The sequence below is a fragment of the Vibrio plantisponsor genome (assembly GCF_013041605.1).
Classification (GTDB): Bacteria; Pseudomonadota; Gammaproteobacteria; order Enterobacterales; family Vibrionaceae; genus Vibrio; species Vibrio plantisponsor.
This window is the reverse complement of the sequence record NZ_JABEQC010000002.1, coordinates 264,127-289,759: the sequence shown is the minus strand read 5'-3', so window position 1 is coordinate 289,759 and position 25,633 is coordinate 264,127. Positions and strand designations below refer to the sequence as shown.

At 43.8% G+C, this 25,633-nt stretch carries 21 protein-coding genes; 8 read left to right on the top strand and 13 right to left on the bottom strand.

What is annotated here, in order from left to right:
* Positions 1–11: 11 nt before the first annotated feature.
* Positions 12–1,110 (bottom strand): peptide chain release factor 2 gene (gene prfB / locus HKI82_RS04685; RefSeq protein WP_102940423.1). Its coding sequence is split into 2 segments (ribosomal slippage): positions 12–1,034 and positions 1,036–1,110, totalling 1,098 coding nucleotides; the frame shifts between segments, so codons are not numbered across the junction.
* A gap of 202 nt (positions 1,111–1,312) precedes the next feature.
* A complete protein-coding gene (brnQ, locus tag HKI82_RS04680; protein ID WP_171137340.1) occupies positions 1,313–2,617 on the bottom strand; it encodes a branched-chain amino acid transport system II carrier protein in 1,305 nt (434 codons plus the stop codon).
* Positions 2,618–2,922: 305 nt separating this feature from the next.
* Here brnQ and HKI82_RS04675 point away from each other — a divergent pair, with 305 nt between their 5' ends.
* Positions 2,923–3,660, top strand: a complete 738-nt coding sequence (locus HKI82_RS04675) for a tRNA1(Val) (adenine(37)-N6)-methyltransferase (RefSeq protein ID WP_171137339.1) — start codon at positions 2,923–2,925, stop codon at positions 3,658–3,660.
* A gap of 117 nt (positions 3,661–3,777) precedes the next feature.
* A complete protein-coding gene (srmB, locus tag HKI82_RS04670) occupies positions 3,778–5,031 on the top strand; it encodes an ATP-dependent RNA helicase SrmB (protein WP_171137338.1) in 1,254 nt (417 codons plus the stop codon).
* A gap of 112 nt (positions 5,032–5,143) precedes the next feature.
* Here srmB and prfC read toward each other — a convergent pair whose 3' ends face one another.
* Positions 5,144–6,733, bottom strand: coding sequence for a peptide chain release factor 3 (gene prfC / locus HKI82_RS04665; RefSeq protein ID WP_102940427.1), 1,590 nt, complete (start codon positions 6,731–6,733; stop codon positions 5,144–5,146).
* A 481-nt stretch (positions 6,734–7,214) separates the two neighbouring features.
* Between prfC and HKI82_RS04660 the strand changes: the two genes are divergently transcribed.
* Positions 7,215–9,272: a putative bifunctional diguanylate cyclase/phosphodiesterase gene (locus HKI82_RS04660; RefSeq protein WP_171137337.1), complete on the top strand. Its 2,058-nt coding sequence runs from the start codon at positions 7,215–7,217 to the stop codon at positions 9,270–9,272.
* A gap of 23 nt (positions 9,273–9,295) precedes the next feature.
* Here HKI82_RS04660 and rimI read toward each other — a convergent pair whose 3' ends face one another.
* From rimI to ubiT, 4 genes are all read right to left on the bottom strand, one after another.
* Positions 9,296–9,745 carry a ribosomal protein S18-alanine N-acetyltransferase gene (gene rimI / locus HKI82_RS04655; RefSeq protein WP_171137336.1) on the bottom strand — a complete coding sequence of 150 codons (450 nt, stop codon included), beginning with the start codon at positions 9,743–9,745 and terminating at the stop codon, positions 9,296–9,298.
* 4 nt (positions 9,746–9,749) lie between these two features.
* On the bottom strand, positions 9,750–10,154 hold the full coding sequence (locus HKI82_RS04650) for a DNA polymerase III subunit psi (protein WP_171137389.1): 405 nt from the start codon (positions 10,152–10,154) through the stop codon (positions 9,750–9,752).
* Positions 10,155–10,377: 223 nt separating this feature from the next.
* Positions 10,378–10,884, bottom strand: coding sequence for a GNAT family N-acetyltransferase (locus HKI82_RS04645; protein WP_171137335.1), 507 nt, complete (start codon positions 10,882–10,884; stop codon positions 10,378–10,380).
* A complete protein-coding gene (gene ubiT / locus HKI82_RS04640) occupies positions 10,868–11,395 on the bottom strand; it encodes a ubiquinone anaerobic biosynthesis accessory factor UbiT (RefSeq protein WP_042480318.1) in 528 nt (175 codons plus the stop codon). Before ubiT ends, HKI82_RS04645 begins: the two co-directional genes overlap by 17 nt.
* 209 nt (positions 11,396–11,604) lie before the next feature.
* Between ubiT and HKI82_RS04635 the strand changes: the two genes are divergently transcribed.
* The 3 genes from HKI82_RS04635 (at position 11,605) to HKI82_RS04625 (ending at position 15,672) form a co-directional block, all read left to right on the top strand.
* Positions 11,605–13,653, top strand: coding sequence for an EAL domain-containing protein (locus HKI82_RS04635; RefSeq protein ID WP_420883109.1), 2,049 nt, complete (start codon positions 11,605–11,607; stop codon positions 13,651–13,653).
* A 107-nt stretch (positions 13,654–13,760) separates the two neighbouring features.
* Positions 13,761–14,774 carry a ubiquinone anaerobic biosynthesis protein UbiU gene (ubiU, locus tag HKI82_RS04630; protein ID WP_042480321.1) on the top strand — a complete coding sequence of 338 codons (1,014 nt, stop codon included), beginning with the start codon at positions 13,761–13,763 and terminating at the stop codon, positions 14,772–14,774.
* A 19-nt stretch (positions 14,775–14,793) separates the two neighbouring features.
* Positions 14,794–15,672 (top strand): U32 family peptidase, encoded by an 879-nt coding sequence (locus HKI82_RS04625; RefSeq protein ID WP_171137333.1) that lies wholly within the window; start codon positions 14,794–14,796, stop codon positions 15,670–15,672.
* A gap of 69 nt (positions 15,673–15,741) precedes the next feature.
* Here HKI82_RS04625 and serB read toward each other — a convergent pair whose 3' ends face one another.
* Positions 15,742–16,725 (bottom strand): phosphoserine phosphatase, encoded by a 984-nt coding sequence (serB, locus tag HKI82_RS04620; RefSeq protein ID WP_171137332.1) that lies wholly within the window; start codon positions 16,723–16,725, stop codon positions 15,742–15,744.
* A gap of 91 nt (positions 16,726–16,816) precedes the next feature.
* Here serB and HKI82_RS04615 point away from each other — a divergent pair, with 91 nt between their 5' ends.
* Positions 16,817–17,422, top strand: a complete 606-nt coding sequence (locus tag HKI82_RS04615) for a YtjB family periplasmic protein (RefSeq protein ID WP_042480329.1) — start codon at positions 16,817–16,819, stop codon at positions 17,420–17,422.
* 107 nt (positions 17,423–17,529) lie between these two features.
* Here the strand turns inward: HKI82_RS04615 and deoD are convergent, their stop codons facing one another.
* The 5 genes from deoD to HKI82_RS04590 all read right to left on the bottom strand — a co-directional run bounded on the left by deoD (position 17,530) and on the right by HKI82_RS04590 (position 23,663).
* Positions 17,530–18,255: a purine-nucleoside phosphorylase gene (gene deoD, locus HKI82_RS04610; RefSeq protein WP_102940435.1), complete on the bottom strand. Its 726-nt coding sequence runs from the start codon at positions 18,253–18,255 to the stop codon at positions 17,530–17,532.
* A gap of 108 nt (positions 18,256–18,363) precedes the next feature.
* The gene (locus HKI82_RS04605; RefSeq protein ID WP_171137331.1) at positions 18,364–19,584 is read right to left on the bottom strand and encodes a phosphopentomutase; all 1,221 of its coding nucleotides are present in this window, start codon (positions 19,582–19,584) and stop codon (positions 18,364–18,366) included.
* Between the two features lie 32 nt (positions 19,585–19,616).
* Entirely contained in the window at positions 19,617–20,945 is a 1,329-nt protein-coding gene (deoA, locus tag HKI82_RS04600) for a thymidine phosphorylase (protein ID WP_171137330.1), read from the bottom strand.
* A gap of 100 nt (positions 20,946–21,045) precedes the next feature.
* Positions 21,046–21,825 carry a deoxyribose-phosphate aldolase gene (gene deoC, locus HKI82_RS04595; protein WP_171137329.1) on the bottom strand — a complete coding sequence of 260 codons (780 nt, stop codon included), beginning with the start codon at positions 21,823–21,825 and terminating at the stop codon, positions 21,046–21,048.
* A 563-nt stretch (positions 21,826–22,388) separates the two neighbouring features.
* A complete protein-coding gene (locus tag HKI82_RS04590; protein ID WP_042480341.1) occupies positions 22,389–23,663 on the bottom strand; it encodes a NupC/NupG family nucleoside CNT transporter in 1,275 nt (424 codons plus the stop codon).
* Between the two features lie 846 nt (positions 23,664–24,509).
* On the opposite strand from HKI82_RS04590, the gene HKI82_RS04585 reads away from it, so the two are divergent.
* Positions 24,510–25,505: a BMP family lipoprotein gene (locus HKI82_RS04585; protein ID WP_217995490.1), complete on the top strand. Its 996-nt coding sequence runs from the start codon at positions 24,510–24,512 to the stop codon at positions 25,503–25,505.
* Positions 25,506–25,633 lie beyond the last annotated feature (128 nt).

The following is a 25,633-nucleotide window of genomic DNA, read 5'->3' as shown; positions in this document are numbered from 1 at the left end:
CGGTAAAAAGCTTAAAGGCCAGATTTCAGGCTAGCTTCAATAAATTTGTCTAAGTCACCGTCTAGAACCGCTTGAGTATTGCGGTTTTCTACGCCGGTGCGTAAATCTTTAATTCTAGAATCATCTAGTACGTATGAGCGAATTTGGCTACCCCAGCCGATGTCAGACTTCGCATCTTCATTCGCTTGCTTCTCAGCATTCTGCTTCTGTAGTTCAAGTTCAAACAGTTTCGCACGAAGCTGTTTCATTGCTTGATCTTTGTTTTTATGCTGAGAACGGTCATTCTGACACTGCACAACCGTGTTGGTTGGAATGTGAGTAATACGTACCGCTGATTCGGTGGTGTTAACGTGCTGACCACCAGCACCCGATGCACGATATACGTCAATACGTAGATCAGCAGGGTTGATATCAATCGCAATATTCTCATCCACTTCAGGATAGATAAACGCAGAAGCAAACGAAGTATGACGACGACCGCCTGAATCGAATGGTGATTTACGAACTAAACGGTGAACGCCCGTTTCTGTGCGTAACCAGCCGTATGCGTAGTCACCAATGATACGAACCGTTGCAGACTTCAAGCCAGCAACTTCACCTTCTGACACTTCAATTACTTCCGTTTTGAAGCCTTTCGCTTCAGCCCAACGCAAGTACATGCGTAGCATCATTGAAGTCCAGTCTTGTGCTTCTGTACCACCAGAACCAGATTGAAGGTCGATATAGCAATCAGACGCATCGTGGTCACCAGAGAACATACGGCGAAACTCAAGTTGTTCTAACTTAGTTTCTAGTTCAGCGAGTTCAGGACCAATTTCATCAAATGTCTCTTGATCTTCAGCTTCAACAGCGAGCTCAAGAAGTCCTTCAACATCGTCGACACCTTGATCGAGCTGATTGATGGTTTCAACAACCAGTTCTAATGCAGAACGTTCTTTACCTAATGCTTGTGCGCGCTCAGGTTCGTTCCATACATCTGGTTGTTCAAGTTCTGCGTTTACTTCTTCTAGACGCTCTTTCTTAGCGTCATAGTCAAAGGTACCCCCTCAGGATATTAGTGCGCTCTGACACATCCTGAATACGGTTTTTAATTGGATTGATTTCAAACATTTTTGCTTAAGCTTTATGAGTAGAATTTAACCGGAGAATTCTACTTAAAAATGTGATGAAGATACAGGAAAAATTGGGGATATTTTGATTGGAGGATGAGCAGGAATTGAAGGTAGCGTGGAGCTATCTCTGCCCATAAAAAAGAGGCGCCGACCTCTGTTCGAAAACAGTATCAAGCGCCTCTTCTAAAGCGGAATTAAAGTTAAACCGTTTTTTGCTCTAACTCTGCTTTCACTGAACCACCAACGAATGTCATGACAATCATTGCAGCAACAGTCGGCAACAACCAACCCATACCCATGTCAAACAATGGTAGGAAGTTGAAGAATGAAACATCTAAACCAGACACTTTTGCCGCGTCAATTAATGCAAACAGCAGTGATACTAGAATCACCACACGGTATGCAGCTTGAGGATTAGCAAGCTTGGTGCGGATGAAAGTCAAGGCAACCAATGCAATCGCAACTGGGTATAGAGCGAATAGTACAGGTACAGAAAGAGCAATCAACTGAGCCAGACCTACGTTCGCCACTACTGCACACGCAACACCGTTAATCACAACCCATGCTTTGTATGAGATAGGCGTGTGTGTGCTGAAGAAATCAGAACATGCAGAAATAAGACCAATCGCTGTAGTTAAACAGGCAAGCAGTACGATCACTGACAATACCAACTGACCTTTATCGCCAAACAGTGCGATAACGTATTGGCTTAGTACCACACCACCGTTGTCTGCATTCGCAGCAACAGAGGCACTGGTTGCACCTAGGTAGAACAACGAAATGTAGACAAATGCCAGACCAGCCGCGGCAATCACTGCAGCACTGATAAGATATTTAGTGGTCGCCTTTTCTTCAGTGATACCTTTCGAGCGCAGAGCATCGACAATAAGGATACCGAACATCAGAGCACCGAAGGTATCCATAGTGTTGTAGCCTTCGAGGAAACCTTTGGTTAGCGGTTGTGTTGCGTACTCACCTTGCGCAGCAAGCATTTGTCCTTGTGGATCGATGAAAACACCCAACGCCAACACAATCAAACCAATGAATAACGCAGGAGTCAGTACTTTACCGATCACGTCAATTAGTTTGCCTTGCGACCATGAGAAGAACATCGCCACAGCAAAGAACAAAATAGAGAAAATCGTCAGATTAAGGTCAGCAAACAGTGGTTTTACCGCCATTTCATAAGCAACAAGACCTGTACGAGGTGCTGCAAATGCAGGGCCGATAATGATAAAGATAAGTGCTGCCATTACCAGAGACGCTTTCGCAGGTAGATGCTTGGTTAAGTGTTCCCAGCTGCCACCCGAAATAGCAACGGCAATAATTGTCACTAACGGTAGACCTACCGCAGTTAATAGGAAGCCACTCATTGCAGGAAACAAATGATCACCCGCTAATTGACCTGCTAGAGGAGGAAAAATGATGTTACCAGCGCCCAAAAAGAACGCAAAAAGCATAAAGCCTAAAGCCATAATATCTGTTAATTTTAAAGTCTGTTTCACAGATACCCCTTAATAATTATTTGTTAATGTAATACATCCTTCGCTTGAAAAACGGCTTTCCAAAGCTCAAGAGAGGTGGCGAATAATGACGAAACTATCATCACTTAGCAACCCATGAGCCAAAAACACCACATAAAACCATAGTAAAAGCAAAAACCCAGTTCATAACACTGGATAAAAAAACAAAACCAGAACAATTAACTATAAATTTACGACATAAAACCGACACCAAATAGAACAAAAATCTATACATTTATGCAACACCAGCGTTAGTCACTTAAATTTCAACAAATACCGATATTTTCATGAAAAGTAGCACGTTAAACACTAAAGGCTTTAAATTTAAGCAATTTTCAATTGAAGGCGGTCAAAGCGGCATGCCTGTCAGCACGGACGGAGTTCTTCTGGGAGCCTGGGCTTTCCAAGATTCTAAGTCTGACAACACGACTCCTTTTCATATCCTTGATATTGGAACCGGCACAGGACTACTGGCACTGATGTGCGCGCAACGATTTTCCAACGCTGAAATACATGCGATTGATATTGATCAGCATGCTTACCATGCTGCGAAACTCAATGTCAGTCACTCTCCTTGGGCTAAGCGGATTGTTGTTGAGCATGGCGATATATTAACTGCCACACCGAGCAAAACTTTCGATGCGATTATCTGTAATCCGCCTTACTTTAACGACGGTGAACACTCGCAACACGCTCAACGGGCGACAGCCAGACACACGAAAACCTTAGAGCACAAGCAGCTGATTCGGATTTGCTACCAACTGCTTTCTGAATATGGAACCGCCAGTTTTATTCTCCCTATGACGGAAGGTGAGCAGTTTATAACGCTGGCGAAAGAGGAAGGGTTCAACCTCACTCGGTTATGCAAAATTAAGCCGACTGCCAATAAGCCTGTCAGCCGCCTTTTATTTGAACTGCAAAAACAAGAAACAGACACTGAGCATTCAGAGCTGATCATTCGTGATGAATTAGGCTACACTCAAGCCTTCACCGAGCTAACACGATCTTTTTATTTAAAGATGTAGAATTAAAGATGTGATCTGAGTGACGATCCATCTATAATGTGCGCCCCTAATTTTTACTGGTCAGCGATTGCTGATCGGCTTTGACTGCTCAGTCCGAGCGCTTGCGGAGTATTAACAGTGATCAAATCTTTTGCTGACTTAGAACTGGATCCAAACCTCATTGAGGCTATTGAAGAGATGGGTTTCGAACGCCCTACTCAAGTTCAAGCTGAAGCAATTCCTCAAGCCCTCGACGGAAAAGATGTGTTTGCATCAGCCCCAACAGGGACAGGCAAAACAGCTGCGTTTGTTATTCCAGCGCTACAGTACCTACAAGATTTTCCACGTAAGAAAGCTGGCCCAGCTCGCGTTCTGATTCTGACGCCGACTCGTGAACTGGCACTGCAAATCACTGAGCAAGCGAAAGCTCTGGCGAAATACACTCGCATGAATATCTTCAGTATCACTGGTGGTGTTCAGTACCAAGAGCACGCCGATGTTTTAGCAACAACTCAAGATATCGTGGTTGCAACACCGGGCCGTTTATTAGAATACATTGACGCAGAACGTTTTGACTGTCGCGCAATTGAGTGGCTGATTCTTGATGAAGCGGACCGCATGCTTGATATGGGCTTTGGTCCAGTGGTTGATCGCCTATCTGCTGAATGTCGCTGGCGTAAACAGACCCTTTTGTTTTCAGCAACGCTAGAAGGCAAAGGTGTTGATGGATTCACTGCGGATCTGCTGAATGAGCCTGCAATTGTCAATGCAGAGCCGCCACGTCGTGAACGCAAGAAAATCACTCAGTGGTATCACCGTGCAGACGACATGGCACACAAGCTTGAACTACTGAAAAATATCTTAACTGAGCAGTCAGAACGCGCGATCGTATTCTTAAAAACTCGTGAACGTCTAGCTGAGCTTCGTACGGAATTAGAACGTGCTCAGATCCCATGCGTCTGGATCCAAGGTGAAATGCCACAGGATCGCCGTAACAACGCAATTGCTCGCTTCCGTGACGGTTCAGTTAATATCCTTCTGGCGACAGACGTTGCTGCTCGTGGTATCGACATTCCAGACGTAAGCCATGTGATCAACTTTGATATGCCACGAACTGCGGATGTTTACCTTCACCGTATCGGCCGTACCGCTCGTGCGGGTAAAAAAGGTAACGCGATTTCTCTGGTTGAAGCACACGATCAGCCAATGATTGAGCGTGTTGCACGCTATATCAAAGAAGAGATTAAAGAGCGCTACATCGAAGGCATGCGTCCTAAACACAAAAAACCAGTGTTTAAGAAGAAGAAACCTTCTGCTGTTAAAAAGAAAAAAGATACAGCTAAGAAGAAAGACACCACTAAAAAGAAAACTTCGGCTAAGAAAAGCAAATAATTCTGCGCGATGAATTCTGAACTATAAATAGAAGAAAGCCGATGCAATGCATCGGCTTTCTTTTACCTGCAATATGAAAAGAGCGACTGACTAGTCGCTCTTTATTTAGAAATCAATGTTCGCGTGTTGCGCGGAACTGAACTTCTGGTGAACGCTCTTGAGCCAAGTTCAGGTTAACCATAGTAGGCGCGATGTAAGTTAGGTTGTCACCACCATCTAACGCTAGGTTACTTTGGTTCTTACGTTTGAATTCTTCAAACTTCTTAACATCTGAACAATCAACCCAACGAGCCGTTGCTACGTTCACGCCTTCGTAAATCGCTTCAACGTTGTATTCGGATTTCAGACGTGCAACAACCACATCAAACTGAAGCACACCAACAGCACCAACGATCAGATCGTTGTTCTGCAATGGACGGAATACCTGTACAGCGCCTTCTTCAGAAAGCTGAACCAGACCTTTAAGCAGCTGTTTCTGCTTCAGCGGATCTCTTAGACGAATACGGCGGAACAGTTCCGGAGCAAAGTTTGGAATGCCAGAGAACTTCAGTTTTTCACCTTGAGTGAAAGTATCACCAATTTGGATCGTACCGTGGTTGTGAAGACCAATGATATCGCCAGCGTAAGCTTCTTCAGCGCGAGAACGGTCACCAGCCATGAATGTCACAGCATCAGAGATGTTCACCTGCTTACCGATACGCACATGGTTCATCTTCATACCTTGTTTATAGGTACCAGATACGATACGCATAAACGCGATACGGTCGCGGTGTTTAGGATCCATGTTCGCTTGGATCTTAAATACGAAACCAGTGAAAGAATCTTCCGTTGCTTCTACGATACGCTCGTTTGATTGACGAGGTTGTGGCGCAGGAGCCCACTCCGTCAAACCATCAAGCATATGGTCAACACCAAAGTTACCTAATGCAGTACCGAAGAAAACGGGTGTTAGTTCACCTTTAAGGAACAACTCAGAATCAAACTCGTGAGAAGCACCCAGTACAAGTTCAAGTTCTTCACGCAACTGCATGGCCAGATCGTCACCAATTGCAGCATCCAACTCAGAGTTGTCGATACCTTTGATGATGCGCTCTTCTTGTATGGTGTGGCCCTGACCCGTTGAGTACAGAATCGTTTCGTCACGGTGAATATGGTAAACACCCTTGAACTCTTTACCACAGCCGATCGGCCAAGTTACAGGAGCACAAGCGATGTTCAGCTCATTTTCAACTTCATCTAACAATTCCATTGGGTCGCGGATATCACGGTCCAATTTGTTCATAAATGTGATGATTGGAGTATCGCGCAGACGGGTAACTTCCATCAGTTTACGCGTACGGTCTTCAACACCTTTTGCCGCATCGATAACCATCAAACATGAGTCAACAGCAGTCAGTGTACGGTAAGTATCTTCCGAGAAGTCTTCGTGTCCCGGAGTATCCAGTAGGTTCACCAACGCATCACGGTAAGGGAACTGCATCACAGAAGTTGTTACCGAGATACCACGTTCTTTTTCCATCTCCATCCAGTCAGATTTTGCGTGCTGAGATGAGCCTCGTCCTTTTACTGAACCTGCGGTTTGGATTGCGCGTCCGAATAACAACACCTTTTCAGTGATGGTTGTTTTACCAGCATCCGGGTGAGAGATAATCGCGAAAGTCCTACGTTTATTGACTTCGCTTAGAAAAATCGGGTCTGCCATTTGATCATTCTTTTCGTTTGAGCACGGATTCAAGGTACAAACAACCACCTGCAAGGTGTTACTCGCACAAATCCGTTAGTTAATCGTGATTGGCGGGTATTTTCGCTGATTCTGCCTCTATAAACAATCAAAGCTTATATAAAGTGGCATTAACTGCTCGTTCAGCTTTGAAATAAACACAAAAAAATCCATTAATTTCAGTCAATTAAACCAAAAGCTTAAAACAACTTCTCGCCGCTCAATCAGTTTTGAAACACCCATGTCAGATAATCACATTATTTCTATTGAGAAGATTAACTAATTAACTTACTGTAATTTTTGATTTTATTTGTGAAGCAGGGACGGCACCGCAAAATGATGAGTCCTGTATGATTTCAAGATAAGTCAGCATTCAAAGTTAAACCAACGTTCATTATTGGAGATTAGATTATCAGCCAATATGGGCTATAACTTTAGAATAATAAAAGGACTTTTGGGCGAGATGGCTAAAACAAGACAACTCAATTCATTGGCATTTAGGCAAGCCAAAACCGTTTTCTTGGTATCAGTGATACTGGGGATATGTTTTAGCTTTTATCAAATTCTTGTCGACCTTCATCAAGAGCAGAAAAAAGTAGAAGAGAGCTACCATTTCAAGCTGATGCAAAGTTATGCCAACGCCAGTCTTGCCGCTTATCATCTAAATAATCTTCTTGCTGGCCAAGTCGCCACCAGCTTAATGGCCGACCCAGCTATCTATCGTGTAGAAATCATTGATGATTTCGGTGATACCTTAATTGTGCAGCAGCGTCCTATTCCGGATATGAATGAGTTTGTCAAACTGCTCTCCCAGTACTTCACCCCCGAAATTCCAACGTTCACCACCGATTTGCACAAACCAGAATCAAATGTATTAGTTGGCAGCTTAAGTTTTTCTGTTGACGGCACCTCGCTAGCAACCGAATTTATTAATAAAACCACGCATGTACTGCTGTTTGACCTGTTAAGAAATGTTCTGCTAACCAGCATCTTGCTGCTTTTCTTTTATCGCAAACTCTCTTTACCCATCATCAAATTAAACAAATGGGTTCGCTCGCTAAAAGACAAACAGCACATCACACTGCCTCCTGTCCGAGAACATAAGGATGAAATCAGTGAGTTGGCTTTCACTTTCCACAAGCTATGGAAAGACAGAGAAGAAGCGGAAGCGAAACTTAATTTACTGGCGTATTACGACAGTCTGACAGGGTTAGCAAACCGCAGCCTATTGTTGCAAAACCTGTCAGAGGCAATTGATAAAGCACGGCTTCTCAAAACAACTGGTGTGCTTTTTTATATCGACATTGACCGCTTTAAAACCATCAATGATTCGTTAGGCCACACCATCGGTGACAAATTGATCAAAGCGATTGCGCTGCGGATGGAGGCTTGGGCTAAAAAAGGTTATGTAGCCGCACGAATTGGTGGTGACGAGTTTGCTATTCTTAATCACGATGTTGCCGCTAGAGATATCGAGAGCGCTGCCAAGCAGCTACTTGCTTTGATTTCAAACCCCTACTTGATCGATGGCCACCAGCTCTACTGTACCGTCAGTCTTGGCATCACAACTTTTCCAGAGAACATAACCACAAACATTGATCTTCTGCGTCAGGCTGACACGGCTTTATACAGAGCCAAAGTTGGCGGACGAAATAATTATGTTTTTTACAGACCAGAGATGCAGGCGCAAATTGAATCGTTCTTAACAATAGAAAAAGGGCTGCATGAAGCGCTTTCAAACAACCAGCTTGAACTTTATTACCAGCCTCAAGTCGACATTCACCATAATATCGTCGGTGTTGAAGCATTGATTCGCTGGAATCATCCTCAAAAAGGTCTGTTACCACCGGGATTATTTATGCCTATCGCAGAAGAAACCGGACAGATCCTGCAAATAGGTAACTGGATTATTGAGCAAGCTTGTTACCAATATGCACAATGGAAAAAGGCAGGAGTGCTTCCTCCACATTTCCGCCGCTTGGCCATCAATATCAGCCCGTTACAGTTTGCTCAGGACAGTTTTGTAGAGTTTATCAATGACATTTTGCAGCAAGTTGAAATCTCAGGGGAACACATAGAACTTGAGATAACAGAAGGTCTGCTACTAGAGAACGTCGAAAGCTCAATCGAAAAAATGGCGAAACTCAAACAGAACCACATCAATATCTCTATCGACGATTTTGGTACAGGCTACTCGTCACTGCGCTACTTAAAACACCTCTCTGTCGACATGTTGAAAATCGACCGCTCCTTTGTGACTCAACTTCATTTGGATGAAAGCGATCAAGCGATTGTCGATACGATCCTCATGATGGCTCGAAGACTCAATTTGGAAGTGATCGCGGAAGGGGTAGAAAATGTAGATGAGCTCAACGCGTTAAAAGAACTAGGATGTGAGCAATTCCAAGGGTATCTGTTTGATAAGCCACTGCCAGTGAACGACATTGCGGAGCGTTTTCAAAGCAATAGCTATAAAGAGATAGCCAACCACAGTGACGTGATTCGTCTCGGTAACAAATAACCTCCAGCCGAGACGACTCACAGTTACGAGAAGAAGTAGTAACTCATGATGATGGCGTCTTCTTTACCTTTTTCTGTCGGATAGTAGTTAACTCGACGATCTATCTCGTTGAAACCGAGATTTTGGTAAAGATCAAACGCACGAGTATTACTTTCTCGCACTTCAAGCCAAGCACTCTCCGCTTTAATTTGTTCACAATGAGTAAGGAAAAACTCAGCCAGTTGCTTACCGTAGCCCTTCCCCTGCACTGCAGGATCAATCGCGATATTCAGCAAAGAAACTTCACCAACGATGTTTTGCGCATAGAAATAGCCAATCAACTTATCATCTAGCAACATACAAAAGTGACACGCACCACGGCTGTCTAATTGACGAATCATAGATTCTTTCCAAGGATGGCTGTGAGCCTGCTGCTCGATTTGCCACACTGAATCCAGATGTTGTTCTTCTATCGGTAAAAACTGAATCGACATAAAATTAATTCGCCTCGTAAGAACATATCTGCTGCCATAAATCGCGGCGGTGTTGGGTGTTACCGTCTACTTCGGACAATGGTGGTGTGTGGAGTTTTTTGATGCCGGAAATACTTGCGTCATCGCAACCAGCAAACCAGATCCACTCTAGGCTTGAGAGATCTACACTCGCCAGATTGTACAAATGAACATGTTGAGCTTGCTGCAAATCCACATTGAAGCTCTTCAACACTCTTTCAAACAGTGTCACTTCGCTTGGGGTTGGATAGTTTTCACTGACCAGCAACAATTTACACTCTTTGTCTAAGCCGACTTTCGAAGCTTGATAACCTTGTAAACGCTCAGGATGAACCAGCTCCCAGCTTTGAATTCCCATCGCTTGTAAGTATTGTTGCTCTTGATTAGGCATAGTAGTGATCAGTTCAGGCCTGTTGGCTAAGTAAAACATGATGATGTAAGCGAATGCTAACAAACTTCCTGTGGAATCACCACAGCTCATAGAGAGCGTAAAGCTATTAAGGCACCAGCCGAAATTGCTTGTTCAACAGGTGATAACTCGAATAGAAATATCTAGATAAATCAACAAAGGTAAAAAGTAAGAAGAAGCGGACGCTTCTTCTTAATGGAACGATTTAAGCGAGTTCATTAAACTCTGGGCAATATTCAATTAGCCCTTGGCGGTTATCGAGTTCGTTTTCCCACAATGCGACAATTTGAAATGCGTTCGCAGGTACTTCCCACTGGCATGTAAAGCCGAATTGATTGGCGGGTTTAAAACCAAAACGTTGGTAGTAATCAGGGTTACCAAGAACAACGCAGGCTGGATAACCCAGTTCACCAAGAGAAGCCAAACCTTCGTTAACTAACTCTGCACCAATGCCCTGTTTACGGTACTCAGCTTTCACAGCTAAAGGAGCCAAACCTTGCCAATTGAGGTGTTCACCAGCCAATGATACTGGGCTAAACATCGCGAACCCCACCACTTCGCCATCATCTTCACAGGCAACCAGTGACAGCGTGCGATTACCATTCTCGCGCAGAGCCATTACTAAGTTTGCTTCCGCTTCGGTATCAAATACCGATTTCAGTAATTGGTCTACAACCAGAATATCGGCTGGAGCCTCAGTTCGAATAAGCATTCACTACCTCTTTATGTGCGTTAGGTGCTTGCATGCCTTTATGCACAAAATCGGCCAGTTGGTGAAGTAAAATTTGCAAAGCTTTCGGTAATTGTTCCAAATCCACACTGTCCATCAAGTTTTTGACTTCTAAGCCTAGCTCGGTATCGCCTTCAATTGACAGTCTGCGCTGGAAAAATAACGTGTCCGGATCTTCTTTGCGACCTGCAATCAGAACCAGATCATTCAAGTTGCCGCTGAAACTCACATCTTCATCTTTAATGTTGTCTGCAACCACAAGCTTGTCGTCTTCATAGCTGACATACCAACACAAGTTCATATCGCGAATTTCAACTTTTAACCACTTGCCTTCGAGGAACTCAAAATCACCATCTTCAAGCGCTTCATGGAAGACCATTTTCATGCCATCGAGTAAGGCTTTTTTTTGCACAAACTTAGGCAATAAGTGGACTGGAGATCTCAAAATTGATGCTGCATTTTGAACTAGTTGAATACGAATGTTGTTAATCACGCCCTTTATCCGTTACCTTTGTCTTTGGAAAACTCATCATACGGGATGTGATAGTGGCGAACCCTGTTATGCATCAAGAAATTGTGCAACGCAGAGAAGCTTTTCTAACCGTGAAATCAACGTTATAGTTAGTACGTATCGCTCTTAAATAATTCTTATTGAACAATAAGCGCTTAAACACAGTTGGTAGTTTCTTAATGCCGTCGCAAATGCCTTCGCAACATTTACAGCACTGGTTCGCAAAAATAACGTCTAACAGTCCGTTCTTTTTTGCCATATTAGATGACCAACATAATTATGTCATGGTCAACGAAAGGTATTGTGATGTCTCGGGTTTAACCGCGACTGAACTGGTTGGTATGAATGACTCGCAAATTCTTGGCGAGCGATTTTACAACCACCTCAAAGGCTATTACCAAAGAGCATTCGATGGCGAAACTCTAGAAGCTGAAATGACACTCCATGACATCGACATGGAAATGAGTCTTCACTTCTCACTCTCTCCCATTTTCAGTGACAAAAAAGACGTGGAATACATTGTTTTCCATGCCATTGATACCTCTGAAAAACAAATCCTCATCCGCTCTCTGGAAGATTCTGAAAACAAATTTTCGACCCTGACCACTTTATTGCCGGATGGCTTACTGTTAGTCGAAGATGATTTCATTATTTCAGCTAACCCTTCAGCGGCGCGCTTATTGGGATTTGAAGATACCTCAGATTTTCTGGATGAAGAGCTGTCACGCTTATTTGTCGATGAAAAAACCAAAGGTGTGTTTAACGCTAAACTGGGTGAGCTTTTAACAGACAACCCACTGGTATGTTTAACTGGCCCTCGTTGTGGTTTTGAGCGCCGAGTACAGCTGCATGCTGGTACAACTCAAATATTGGGCAGCAACTCCCAGTTGATTTTGATTCAGGATGCTTCTCAAGCGACGAAACAGCTTTCAGCAACCAACCAAACAGATATCCATGTCGATTCATTAACAGGCTTGTACAACCGATTAGGTTTTACTAAACGCCTAGAGCATTTAATTCAAAACGACACGCCACTGGTGATGTTGTATTTGGATATCGATAACTTTAAGAATATCAACGACTCTCTGGGTCACCACATCGGTGACAAAGTCATTCAGGAAGTGTCGTCACGTTTGAAACGTTTACTGCCACAACAAGCAATTTTAGGCCATTTGGGTGGTGATGAATTTGGTCTGATTTTGCCAGAACCAGAACACAACCGCTCTGCTGAAATGCTGGCTGAACGTATTATCTCTCTGATCAACCAGCCGTTTGATTTGCATCACTTCAGTAAGCGCCTAGCCTGTTCGATTGGTAGTGTGCAATATCCGGGCGACGGTAACGACGCTCGTATTTTGCTGCAAAATGCCGATACCGCGATGTATGAAGCGAAAGATCGTGGCCGTAACCGCCTTATCAAGTTCCACGATCAGATGAACAAAGAAGCGCGCATGCGCTTATGGCTTGAGATCGAACTGCAAAAAGCTCTTCAGCAAAATGGCTTAGAAGTGTGGTACCAGCCAAAAGTGAATGCTCGTGATTTCAGCGTCAACGGCGCAGAAGCTCTGGTTCGCTGGAAACATCCTGTTGAAGGCTACATCAGCCCTGCGGCATTCATTCCTGTCGCGGAAAAAGCAGGTTTGATTGAACACCTTGGCCGCGTGGTCATGCGTGATGTCTTCGCCACGGTGAAACGTTGGAAACAACAAGGCATTCTTCCGGGACGAGTGGCGATCAACATCTCTCCAGAGCAATTTGGTAACCCACAATTAATCGACTATCTCGAGAAGCTGCTGCGTACGACATCGCTTGATCCTAGCTGTATTACTTTCGAACTGACTGAAAGTGCGGTAATGAGTGATAGTGAACACACCTTGCAAATGCTGAACGCAATCAAGAAGTTGGGCTTTAACCTCTCTATCGACGATTTCGGTACGGGCTACTCATCACTGGCGTATCTTGCAAGATTCCCTATTGATGAACTTAAGATTGACCGTGCTTTCATTACTGATATCGATACACTACCTAAGCAGATAACCGTAATTGAAAACATCATTAACCTTGGTCGCTCACTCAATTTATCTGTGGTTGCAGAAGGCGTTGAAACACAACAACAAGCAACCCTGCTCTCAAACCTGAATTGTCATTCAATTCAAGGGTTCCATTTCCATCGCCCACAGCCTAAACATGAAGTTGAAGAACTGTTCGCTAAGCACCGTCGTCACCGTAAATCACTCTAAGTGAGTAAATTTTTCCTTATTCACTGAAACCTGCCTTACATCAAATTGATATCCAGTGTTTATTCTTAAAATATGGTCACTTTTTCATAAAAATAAGTAACCGAGCAATGGAACTTCTCTGTCCAGCTGGTAATTTACCCGCTCTAAAAACAGCCATTGATTGTGGTGCAGATGCCGTGTACATCGGCTTCAAAGACGACACCAATGCCCGCCACTTTGCAGGGTTAAATTTCACAGGCAACAAACTGAACAAAGCTGTTCAATATACTCACGATCATGGAAAGAAAATCCATGTCGCATTAAACACTTTCGCTCATCCAGATGGTTTTGAACGATGGACTAACGCTGTCGATCAGGCTGCGGATCTTGGTATTGATGCCTTGATCGTGGCTGACGTTGCGATTCTTGATTACGCTGCGAACAAATACCCAGATTTGGAACTACACCTTTCGGTTCAAGCGTCAGCAACCAACGTCAAAGCCGTTGAGTTTTACCACAACAATTTCAACGTGAAACGAGTGGTATTGCCTCGCGTACTCTCTATCCATCAAGTAAAACAGCTTTCTCGTAACATTCCTGAAGGCGTAGACCTTGAAGTGTTCGCGTTTGGTAGCTTATGCATTATGTCGGAAGGTCGCTGTTATCTTTCCTCTTACATGACGGGTGAATCGCCAAATACGGTAGGCGCGTGTTCTCCGGCTAAATATGTGCGCTGGCAAGAAACTGAGTCAGGCTTAGAGTCACGACTGAATGAAATTCTTATCGACAAGTACGCAACGGGAGAAAATGCGGGTTACCCAACCTTATGTAAGGGTCGCTTTATGGCGAACATTGATGGTGAAGAAAAACGCTACCACGCGTTAGAGGAGCCAACCAGTCTGAATACGCTTTCGCTGTTACCTGAGCTTTTTGCAGCGAATGTTGCCTCGGTAAAAATTGAAGGCCGTCAACGTAGCCCTGCTTATGTAGAACAAGTGACGCGCACTTGGCGCGCAGCGATTGATCGCTACCTTGCTAATCCTCAAAGCTATCACGTAGAAAGTGCTTGGGATGCCACACTTGCAAACGTATCTGAAGGCACGCAAACCACGCTCGGTGCATATCACCGAAAATGGCAGTAATCAGTAGTAAGGGGAAATTATGAAATACGCACTAGGCCCGCTACTTTATTTCTGGCCAAAACAAGATGTCGAAAACTTTTACCAACAAGCTAAAGAGAGCAGCGCTGATATTATTTATCTGGGAGAAACGGTTTGTTCCAAACGTCGTGAGATGAAACCACAACACTGGTTTGATATTGCTAAAGAACTCTCTTCTGCTGGTAAACAAGTGGTTCTTTCGACAATGGCACTATTTGAAGCGCCAAGCGAAATCAACGTACTAAAGAAGTATATTGATAATGGAGACTTCGCGATTGAAGCCAATGACGTTTCTGCTATTCAGATGGCTCATGAGAAAGGAATACCTTTCATTGTGGGGCCTGCCGTAAATACCTATAACGCGTACGCATTACAGATCTTCTTAAAGCAAGGTATGACTCGCTGGTGTATGCCTGTTGAACTATCTCGCGATTGGCTTAACAACGTTTTGCTTCAGTGTGAAAAAATCGGTATTCGCAATCAATTTGAAGTGGAAGTCTTTAGTCACGGCTATCTCCCTCTCGCCTATTCAGCTCGCTGTTTTACCGCTCGTGCAGAGAACAAAGCTAAAGATGAATGCGAAACCTGCTGTATTAAGTATCCAACCGGTATTCAAGTCAGCAGTCAGGAAGGTCAATCCGTTTTCAACTTGAACGGAATCCAAACTCAGTCTGGCTATTGTTATAACCTGATGAACGACTTACCGAGTATGGAAGGTTTAGTGGATGTGGTTCGTTTAAGTCCTCTGGGTGTCGAAACCTTCCAGCACTTAAACAATTTCAAACAAAACGAACACGGTGGTCATCCAATCAAGTTAGAGAGTCAGCAATGTAATGGTTACTGGCATCAACTGGCGGGGCTGGAAGTAAAAAACATCTAGTTGAGTGACATTAAAAAAGCGAGGTTTCAACCTCGCTTTTCTGTATTTCAAATTAGACTCAGACAGACCTTACGGCTTACTTTGCCAGCTAATTTTCTGATGCTTCACAAGACCGGCAGACAGAATACACAGCACACCACCAAGGCCAGCGTAACGCACCGCAGTTTGCGCTTTAGCTTCAACTTTAGGTTTGGCATGAAAAGCAACGCCAAGACCGGCAGCTTCCATCATCACAAGGTCATTTGCGCCGTCACCAACAGCAACAGTATTGTGCATTTCAATATCAAACTGAGTCGCGAGCTCTTCTACGATATCCGCTTTAGTTTGAGCCGTCACAACATCGCCAAGCACCTTACCTGTCAGCTTACCATCAATAATTTCTAAGGTGTTTGATTGAGCATGATCTAAGTTGAGCATCGCTTTCAAATGATCAGAGAAGTAGGTAAAACCGCCAGAGGCAATCGCGGTTTTCCAGCCAAATGCTTGTAGCGTTTCAACCAGCTCTTGCAGCTCTTCCATCAAAGGCAGTGTTGAACGAACAGACTCTAAAATCGATTCATCGGCACCACTCAGTTTTCCTACACGCTGACGCAGGCTTTGTTCAAAATCGAGTTCACCTTGCATCGCACGCTCTGTCACTTCTGCAACTTCTTCACCAACACCTGCAAGCTTGGCGATTTCATCAATACACTCAATCTTGATTGCTGTTGAGTCCATATCCATGACAATCAAACCCGGTTTTGATAAATCAGGTACTTCATTGATGCGAGCGTAATCTAGGCCTAAGCCCTGTAAGATTTTCTCATGTTCACCCGTCAGCTCACCGGACATCAAAGCGACTTCATAAGGACCGACTTTCCACGCATCTATAATGGCGTTGAAATAACCGGTAAAGAAATCAATATCGTCAAACTGCTGCGCTGTTAAAAAGTGGCCAAAAACAATCCAGTTGGCTTTGCTTTTGTCTAGTTGACGAGATAAACGAGTTTCAGGCAGACGATTGATAAGAGACGTATGTTTTTTGATAGCTAGCATAATAGTTAAGGCATCCATGTCTTCGTATAAGCAGACGTTACCCTATTGCAATTTAAAAACGCAAGTCTCAATATGTGCAAAGTCTGATTTTCTTTGGATTAACTCGATTATGGACGGTTCTTTGTTCTCGTTTCGTATGGTTATTCGCCTACTAACCTTACTGCTGTTGATTGGCATGTTCGTTATCACAATTAAAAATAGTGTTGTGATCAGTAAAGGTAACGAACGTATTCAAGCAAACCAGCTAGAAACACTCACGAAGGTATTGATTACTCAAGCCTCGCTAACCGCAGGCAGAAGTATCGCAGAGCAGGATCAAGAGCGTCTGCTTAATCTCACCAATCAACTTGCCCAAGACCGCTTAGTATTTGATGCAACGATTTATGATTCTGAAGGTGTAAAACTCGCCTCCAGTGATTCAGCGTTAAGCGTAAGAGAAGTGCTTGGGTTGGATACACCTTTGCAAACGGCAAGTATTGGTCGCCAGCAACTTGTAGAGCCAGTAATGCATGATGGCAACCTGATCGGTTTTGTTCGCATTACGTTTGAGACCGGTAAGGTGACAGCAATTTCCGATCATCACTATCGTAAAAGTGATCGTTACATGTACCTAATGGTTATCATGAGCTTTATCAGTGGCGTGTTGTTCACTCTGCTACTGAAACGTAAGCCGAAGTCGAAAGGTGAAAACCTGCTGCTACAGAACGCGGAATAGCGTTTAGTTGAGAACGTTAGCTAAAACGCATCATATAAACAAAAACCTCAGCCAAAGCTGAGGTTTTTTCTTTTATTCAGAATAAATAAGCGCATAAATAAGAAAGCTTAGTAACCTTCTTGATCACCAATCAATACTGAATCTAATGCGATAAGCATCATGTCGTTGAACGTGGTTTGACGCTCTTCAGACGTGGTCGCTTCGCCTGTTTTGATGTGGTCAGATACAGTACAGATAGTCAGCGCTTTTGCACCGTATTCAGCTGCAACACCGTAGATACCCGCCGCTTCCATTTCAACACCAACGATACCGTATTTGTCCATTACGTCGAACATAGATGGATCTGGCGTGTAAAACAGTTCAGCAGAGAAAAGGTTACCCACTTTAACGTCGATACCGCGTGCTTTTGCAGCTTCTTCTGCCGCTTTTACCATTTTGTAGTCTGCGATTGCAGCAAAGTCATGGTCTTTGAAGCGAATACGGTTCACTTTAGAATCCGTACATGCGCCCATGCCGATAACGACATCACGTACTTTGATATCTTCGTTAACAGCACCACAGCTGCCCACGCGAATCACTTTCTTCACACCGTAATCTTTGATTAGCTCAGTTACGTAAATAGAACATGATGGGATACCCATACCGTGGCCCATAACAGAGATCTTACGGCCTTTGTAAGTACCTGTGAAACCGTACATATTACGTACGTCACACACTTGAACCACGTCTTCTAGGAAAGTTTCAGCGATGTATTTCGCACGTAGTGGATCACCCGGCATCAGTACAACGTCTGCGAATGCACCCATTTCAGCATTAATATGAGGAGTAGCCATTATCTTGTTCCTTATGATGTTAGGTGCTCGAAGTGCACCTTTACCAAACTGATAATTGGGGCTCAATGCTATCCTATTCACTAAGACAGAGACTAAGCCCCTAAGAAATTACAAAAAGTTCTTACCGTAATCCATTGGTGAAATACCAAAGTAGCTTGCTAGGCTTTGACCGATATCAGCGAATGTTTCGCGACGGCCTAATGAACCCGGAGCCACTTTCTTACCGTAAACAATCACTGGGATGTGTTCACGAGTATGGTCAGTACCTTGCCATGTTGGGTCACAACCATGGTCAGCCGTCAAGATCAGTACATCATCTTCTTGCATTAATTCTAGAACTTCAGGCAGACGCTTATCGAAATATTCGAGTGCTGCGGCATAACCTGCTACATCACGACGGTGACCGTAAGCTGAGTCAAAATCAACAAAGTTAGTGAAGACGATAGTGTCATCACCCGCTTGTTGAATCTGCTCTAGTGTTGCTTCAAACAGCGCAGGAATACCCGTTGCTTTCACTTTCTTAGTGATACCGCAGTTTGCGTAGATATCTGCGATCTTACCGATAGACACTACATTACCCTGCTTCTCTTCAACCAGCTTTTGTAGCACTGTTGCTGAAGGTGGCTCAACAGAAAGGTCGCGGCGGTTACCCGTACGCTCAAATTGGCCTTTACCAGCACCAACGAATGGACGCGCAATAACACGACCAATGTTGTAATCCGCCAGTTCTTCACGGGCAATTTGGCAAAGCTCAAGTAAGCGATCTAGACCAAAAGTCTCTTCGTGACATGCGATTTGGAATACTGAGTCAGCAGAAGTATAGAAGATAGGCTTGCCAGTCTTCATATGTTCTTCACCTAGATCATCCAGAACCTGCGTACCAGAAGCGTGACAGTTACCTAAGAAATCATCCAGACCTGCGCGAGCAAGAATGCGATCAGTCAGTTCTTTAGGAAAACTGTTTTGTTTGTCAGTGAAATAGCCCCATTCAAACAGAACAGGAACACCAGCAATTTCCCAGTGACCAGACGGAGTATCTTTACCAGAAGACAGCTCAGCCGCATGACCATAAGCACCAATGATATCTGCTTTATCATCCAATCCCGGAGCAAAACGACCAGTAGACTCTTTGTGCGCCATTGCAAGACCAAGCTTAGACAGGTTTGGCAATGTTAGTGGACCTTTACGATCAGTGTTGTCCGCTAAACCTTGTGCACATTGTTCAGCAATGTGACCAAGTGTATCTGCACCAACGTCACCAAAATCTTTAGCATCGGCCGTTTCGCCGATACCGAATGAATCTAAAACTAAAATAAATGCTCTTTTCATAACTCTTTCCTCACCAATCTTTCCTGAACGAACTACACATCTTCTGCACGGATCTGACGGTAAACATCAGGAGTTGGGACGTATTTACCACCGACTTTAATCGCATTTTGTAGGGCGTTTGCCGCTTCTTGCCACTGCTCTTCACTACGAGCGTGGATGAACGCTAACGGCTTGTTGCTATCTGCAACTTCACCAAGGCGAATGAAGTTATCAAAGCCTACTGCGTAATCGATAGTATCTGTTGCTACACGACGACCACCGCCCATACCAACCACAGCCATACCAATCGCACGAGTATCCATAGCCGATACCACACCCGACTGAGCTGCATAAACAGGTTTGATGATTTGAGCTTTATCTAAGTAGTTTTCGTAGTTTTCAACGAAGTCTGCTGGGCCACCAAGTCCTGCTACCATCTTACCAAAGCGCTCTGCTGCTTGGCCGTTGTCTAATACTGCTTGCAGTTTTTGACGAGCTTCAACACTGTCTTTGGCAAGTTTTCCTAGCACCAACATTTCAGCACAAGAAGCCATAGTCACTTCAAGTAGACGAGGGTTACGGTATTCGCCCGTTAGGAAACGAACCGCTTCACGGACTTCAACAGCGTTACCCGCAGAAGAAGCCAATACTTGGTTCATATCCGTTAAAATTGCTGTTGTTTTGGTACCAGCACCATTCGCAACCGCAACGATAGATTTTGCTAGTTCTTCTGACGCTTCATAAGTTGGCATAAATGCGCCAGAGCCTACTTTCACGTCCATCACTAATGATTCAAGACCTGCGGCTAATTTCTTCGAAAGAATAGAAGCAGTGATCAGCGAGATATTATCAACGGTTGCTGTGATATCACGTGTTGCGTACACGCGTTTATCTGCTGGCGCTAAATCACCAGTCTGACCGATGATCGCCACACCTGCTTGCTTAGTCACTTGACCAAACACGTCATTCGTTGGAGTGATGTTATAGCCAGGGATAGACTCTAATTTATCAAGAGTACCGCCAGTGTGGCCTAATCCACGACCAGAGATCATAGGAACATAACCACCGCAAGCCGCAACCATAGCGCCTAGCATCAGTGAAGTTACGTCACCCACACCACCTGTCGAGTGTTTATCAACAATCGGGCCATCAAAGTTCATATGGCTCCAATCGATAACCATGCCTGAATCACGCATTGCACACGTCAGTGCGATACGCTCTGGCATTGTCATTTCTCGGAAGAATACAGCCATTGCGAATGCTGCAATTTGTCCTTCAGAAACCGTGTTTTTAGCCACACCTTGGATGAAGAAGTTGATCTCTTCTGTGGTCAGGATTTCACCGTCACGTTTTCTGCGAATAATTTCTTGAGGTAAATACATTAGTGCCTCCCTAGCCCCGAACCAATTGGATGGGTAGCTATGGTTTTTTGCTATTTAGAAATGAAGATGGCGCTGTGCGCCATCTTGTAAAACAGAACGATTAGTAAGCCGCTGGATCAGCTTTCTCGTTTGTTACTTCTAATGTATTTAGTAGATTGGTTAGCAGGCTTGACGCACCGAAACGGTAGTGACGGCTGTCCACCCACTTGTCACCTAGGATTTCGTCAGCCATCGCTAGGTAATCACGAGCATCTTCAGCTGTACGCACACCACCTGCAGGTTTAAAACCTACAGTTTCAGCAACGTTCATGTCACGAATCACTTCTAACATCATACGTGCGTATTCAGGTGTTGCATTTACTGGCACTTTACCTGTTGAGGTTTTGATGAAATCCGCGCCCGCGTCGATAGAGATTTGTGAAGCTTTTTTGATTAGTGCTTCTTCTTTTAGTTCACCAGTTTCGATGATCACCTTAAGAAGAACATCAGAACCACACGCTTCTTTACATTGCTTAACTAGGTCAAAACCTACTTTCTCGTTACCAGCGATTAGAGCACGGTAAGGGAAAACGACGTCTACTTCGTCAGCGCCGTATGCTACTGCTGCTTTCGTTTCAGCCACTGCAATTTCCACATCGTCATTACCGTGTGGGAAGTTAGTTACTGTTGCAATGCGAACTTCTGGGGTGCCTTGCTCACGAAGGGTCTTCTTAGCAATAGGAATAAAGCGAGGGTAAATACAGATTGCAGCAGTATTGCCTACTGGGCTTTTTGCATCGTGACAAAGCTGGATTACTTTCGCATCCGTGTCATCATCATTCAGTGTTGTTAAGTCCATCAGTTTAAGCGCACGTAGTGCTGCTGCTTTTAAATCGCTCATTTCTAACTCCGATCAATATATTCAATTAGTTCACTACCAAGGCGACTGTCATACGTCTATTTTGATAGCCACAAATGAACGGACTTGGTTCCTTGAAGACTCGGTGAGTGTTTACGCTCACCAATTGCTATCCTTGTCACCGCACAGTACCCATTTGGGTCTATGGCACAACAATCTGTGATTGCGGTGTCTTACAGTTTCAGTTTCAGGCAGTGTCAGTTTTAAACATGATCTGTTTTAGACATTAGCTGCCTTTCAAAAACGCCGTAATGGTCAGCCTATCCAATTGGCTTCACTACGTCGTTTTGATATTCGCTTACTACCTTCGGCAAGTGAATACAGTATAGATATTTATCACAAAACTGTAGTCCCATTCGAAGAGCAAACGGTTTGTATCTCAAAAATGGTCAATTTCTGACATCCTTGAGACACAAGGCTTTTCAATGCAATCCATTACAAAAAATCACTTTTTGTCATGCCCTGAAAAGCAAAAACACCCCGCAGCAATATTCTTGCTACGGGGTGAGATTAAACGGCGTCTATATATCGTTCTCTAAATCAAATTAGAAAGAGATAAAGAAGCCAGCAATTGTTGCAGCCATCAAGTTAGATAGGGTACCAGCAATCACTGCTTTGATACCCATACGAGCGATATCGTGACGACGAGTCGGAGCTAGACCACCTAGACCACCTAGTAGAATCGCGATAGAAGATAGGTTCGCGAAGCCACATAGAGCGAATGAGATGATTGCTTGAGTCTTCTCAGACATCAATTGACCAGTTGCCGCAACTACTTGAGCGTTTTCACCCACGTATGGTACGAAGTTTAGGTAAGCAACGAATTCGTTTACAACAGTCTTCTGACCGATGAATGAACCTGCAATAGTTGCTTCTTCCCATGGCACACCGATTACGAATGCTAGAGGAGCGAAGATCCAACCTAGAAGAAGTTCTAGAGTTAGTTCAGGCATACCGAACCAACCACCTAGACCGCCTAGAATACCGTTAATAAGTGCGATCAGACCGATGAATGCGATTAGCATTGCACCAACGTTCAAAGCAAGTTGTAGACCTGCTGCTGCACCGCCCGCTGCTGCGTCGATAACGTTAGCTGGTTTGTCGTCGCCACCTTCAAGAGCATCTTCAATGTTCTCTTGTGGTTGATCAACTTCAGGGAAAAGGATCTTAGCGAACAGTAGACCACCTGGTGCCGCCATGAATGACGCTGCAACTAGGTACTCTAGTGGAACACCCATTGATGCGTAACCCGCAAGTACACCACCGGCAACAGAAGCCAAACCACCACACATTACTGCGAACAGCTCAGATTGAGTCATTTTTGGAACAAATGGGCGAACAACAAGTGGAGCCTCAGTTTGACCAACGAAAATGTTAGCTGCTGCAGACATAGATTCTGCGCGAGATGTGCCTAGAGCTTTCTGCAGACCACCACCTAGAATCTTAATTACCCATTGCATGATGCCTAGGTAGTAAAGAACCGAGATTAGTGCAGAGAAGAAAATCAGTGTTGGAAGAACACGGAAAGCGAAGATGAAACCGCCGCCACCGAATACTTCGAACATCTTGTCAGAAACAAGACCACCGAATAGGAAAGAAGTACCGTCATTACCGTAGTTAATAACGTTAGATACCCCGTTTGAGAAACCAGCAAGTAGATCGCGGCCCCATGGGACATAAAGTACAAATGCACCTAGTGCAAATTGGATAGCGAATGCGCCACCCACGGTTCTTAAGTTAATAGCTTTGCGGTTGTTTGAAAGTAGTACTGCGATTGCAAGTAAAACCAACATACCGACTAGGCTCATAAACGTACTCATAGTTTATGGCTTCCTTATAGTTTAATTTGGCGTGTTAAACATTGGGTTGTTTTCGGGGTGCGATTATACGCATCTCTCACAGCAAAAAGTAATATATGCATCACGCATTTTTAGGTAATGAGTCAACATTACATTCAAAAACAAGAAGCAAGTCACAATAAAAACCCAAAACAGAGGGGTTTTAACCTTATCAGCAACATGTAGCCAACAAATTGTAGCCTACATTCAATAAAATGCTGCAACCGTTTGCTCACAAAAGAAGAAGGCAAATTTTCGAATTTTAACGACACATTCTTGGCATTTATCACCCAAGTTAACGACAAACACTGATTTTATTTCAAACCAAAACATGAGCGTTTCATCACACTCGAATGTTACATTTTTCACTCAACCACACTACAAATTTGTATTCAAACGCACATTTAATACCGAGAAAATTAGAACAAGATTCATCCATACATATCCCCAATAAGTTGGCTTACCATTTGCTTAGTCAGCTAGACGCTATGAAAACAACGAATAGCAAAGCAATTAAATCGTCATTTTGCACTAATTTGGTGATTCAAATCACAAATTTGGTGAGCCTAATTTCTTGTAAACGCTAGAAATTAACAAATAAACATACATTTATGGCGAATTAGTTTCTTCCTTCACAAAAAAATGTGATTTGGTGTGAGGTATTCGACTTTTTTTTGCAGCGCAAACGATAAACTTATACACGATCAAACTAGCTCACCAATAATTCATTCAAACTATTGATATTTTGTTTTTGGGTTTGTTGGACTTTTGTTAAAGGTCAGCAGTCTCTCGTCTAGTACAGTGGTATTGCAACATAGGTATATAACAGTGAAAAAATCTATTATAAAAATCTCAGCACTTGCTTTAGCGGTTTCGTCATTTCACGTTTTCGCAGAAGCAAAACCAGCCGTAATTTATGATACAGCGGGTAAATTCGATAAATCGTTCAACGAAGCGGTATATCAAAATGGTGTAAAAGTGATGGCTGCGGAAGGTACTGAAGTTCGCGAATTTGAACCTCAAAATGAGGCGCAACGTGAACAAGGTCTTCGTCGTTTAGCAAGCCGCGGTTTTAGCCCAATTGTTGCAGTAGGCTTTAATATGGCGTCAGCTGTAGAAAAAGTAGCAACTGAGTTCCCAGACATTCACTTCACAATTCTTGACTCAGTTGTTGATAAGCCAAACGTTCAATCAATCGTATTTAAAGAACACGAAGGTTCATTCCTAGTGGGTGCACTTGCTGCGAAAGCGTCAAAATCAGGCGTAGTTGGCTTCGTTGGCGGTATGGATATCCCTCTTATCCGTAAATTCCAATGTGGTTATGAGCAAGGTGCTAAATACACCAACCCAAGCATCACTGTTCTACAAAACATGACAGGTTCAACACCAGCAGCGTTTGCTGACCCTGCAAAAGGCTCTGAGCTTGCGAAATCACAATTCTCTAAAGGCGTTGACGTTGTTTACGCGGCAGCTGGCGGTACTGGTCTAGGTGTTTACCAAGCAGCGAAAGATGCGGGCAAACTAGCGATCGGTGTTGACTCAAACCAAAACCACCTACAACCAGGCACAATGCTAACTTCAATGGTTAAGCTAGTAGGTGCTGCTTCAGTTGAAACTTGGAAAGAAGAAATGAACGGTACTTGGCAACCAGGTATCAAAGCTCTAGGTCTTAAAGAGAATGCGGTTGACTGGGCATACGACGATAACAACAAATCTCTGATCACTGACGAAATGAAAGCTTACATGGATACACTAAAAGCAGACATTATCGCAGGCAAAATCAAGATTCACGACTACATGTCTAACAACAAGTGTGAGTACTAATTTAGTTCTTAATACTTAGTTAAAACAATACGTTCCGTTTGGAAATGTCATACGCCGCTGCTTGCTCAGCGGCGTATGGTTTATTTGGCTGCTCGATCAAGCGCATCCATTTGAATATGGCCTTAGGG

Bases quoted from the DNA above. Each gene is read 5' to 3' on its own strand.
- rimI (WP_171137336.1), bottom strand. From the start codon at position 9,745: ATGTCGATTCAGTTTTTACCGATAGAAGAACAACATCTGGATTCAGTG.
- HKI82_RS04645 (WP_171137335.1), bottom strand. From the start codon at position 10,884: ATGCTTATTCGAACTGAGGCTCCAGCCGATATTCTGGTTGTAGACCAA.
- HKI82_RS04650 (WP_171137389.1), bottom strand. From the start codon at position 10,154: ATGCCTAATCAAGAGCAACAATACTTACAAGCGATGGGAATTCAAAGC.
- deoC (WP_171137329.1), bottom strand. From the start codon at position 21,825: ATGAGCGATTTAAAAGCAGCAGCACTACGTGCGCTTAAACTGATGGAC.
- HKI82_RS04635 (WP_420883109.1), top strand. From the start codon at position 11,605: ATGCCTTCGCAACATTTACAGCACTGGTTCGCAAAAATAACGTCTAAC.
- ubiU (WP_042480321.1), top strand. From the start codon at position 13,761: ATGGAACTTCTCTGTCCAGCTGGTAATTTACCCGCTCTAAAAACAGCC.
- deoD (WP_102940435.1), bottom strand. From the start codon at position 18,255: ATGGCTACTCCTCATATTAATGCTGAAATGGGTGCATTCGCAGACGTT.
- deoA (WP_171137330.1), bottom strand. From the start codon at position 20,945: ATGTATTTACCTCAAGAAATTATTCGCAGAAAACGTGACGGTGAAATC.
- prfC (WP_102940427.1), bottom strand. From the start codon at position 6,733: ATGGCAGACCCGATTTTTCTAAGCGAAGTCAATAAACGTAGGACTTTC.
- HKI82_RS04590 (WP_042480341.1), bottom strand. From the start codon at position 23,663: ATGAGTACGTTTATGAGCCTAGTCGGTATGTTGGTTTTACTTGCAATC.
- HKI82_RS04625 (WP_171137333.1), top strand. From the start codon at position 14,794: ATGAAATACGCACTAGGCCCGCTACTTTATTTCTGGCCAAAACAAGAT.
- HKI82_RS04615 (WP_042480329.1), top strand. From the start codon at position 16,817: ATGGACGGTTCTTTGTTCTCGTTTCGTATGGTTATTCGCCTACTAACC.
- serB (WP_171137332.1), bottom strand. From the start codon at position 16,725: ATGGATGCCTTAACTATTATGCTAGCTATCAAAAAACATACGTCTCTT.
- HKI82_RS04605 (WP_171137331.1), bottom strand. From the start codon at position 19,584: ATGAAAAGAGCATTTATTTTAGTTTTAGATTCATTCGGTATCGGCGAA.
- HKI82_RS04675 (WP_171137339.1), top strand. From the start codon at position 2,923: ATGAAAAGTAGCACGTTAAACACTAAAGGCTTTAAATTTAAGCAATTT.
- HKI82_RS04660 (WP_171137337.1), top strand. From the start codon at position 7,215: ATGGCTAAAACAAGACAACTCAATTCATTGGCATTTAGGCAAGCCAAA.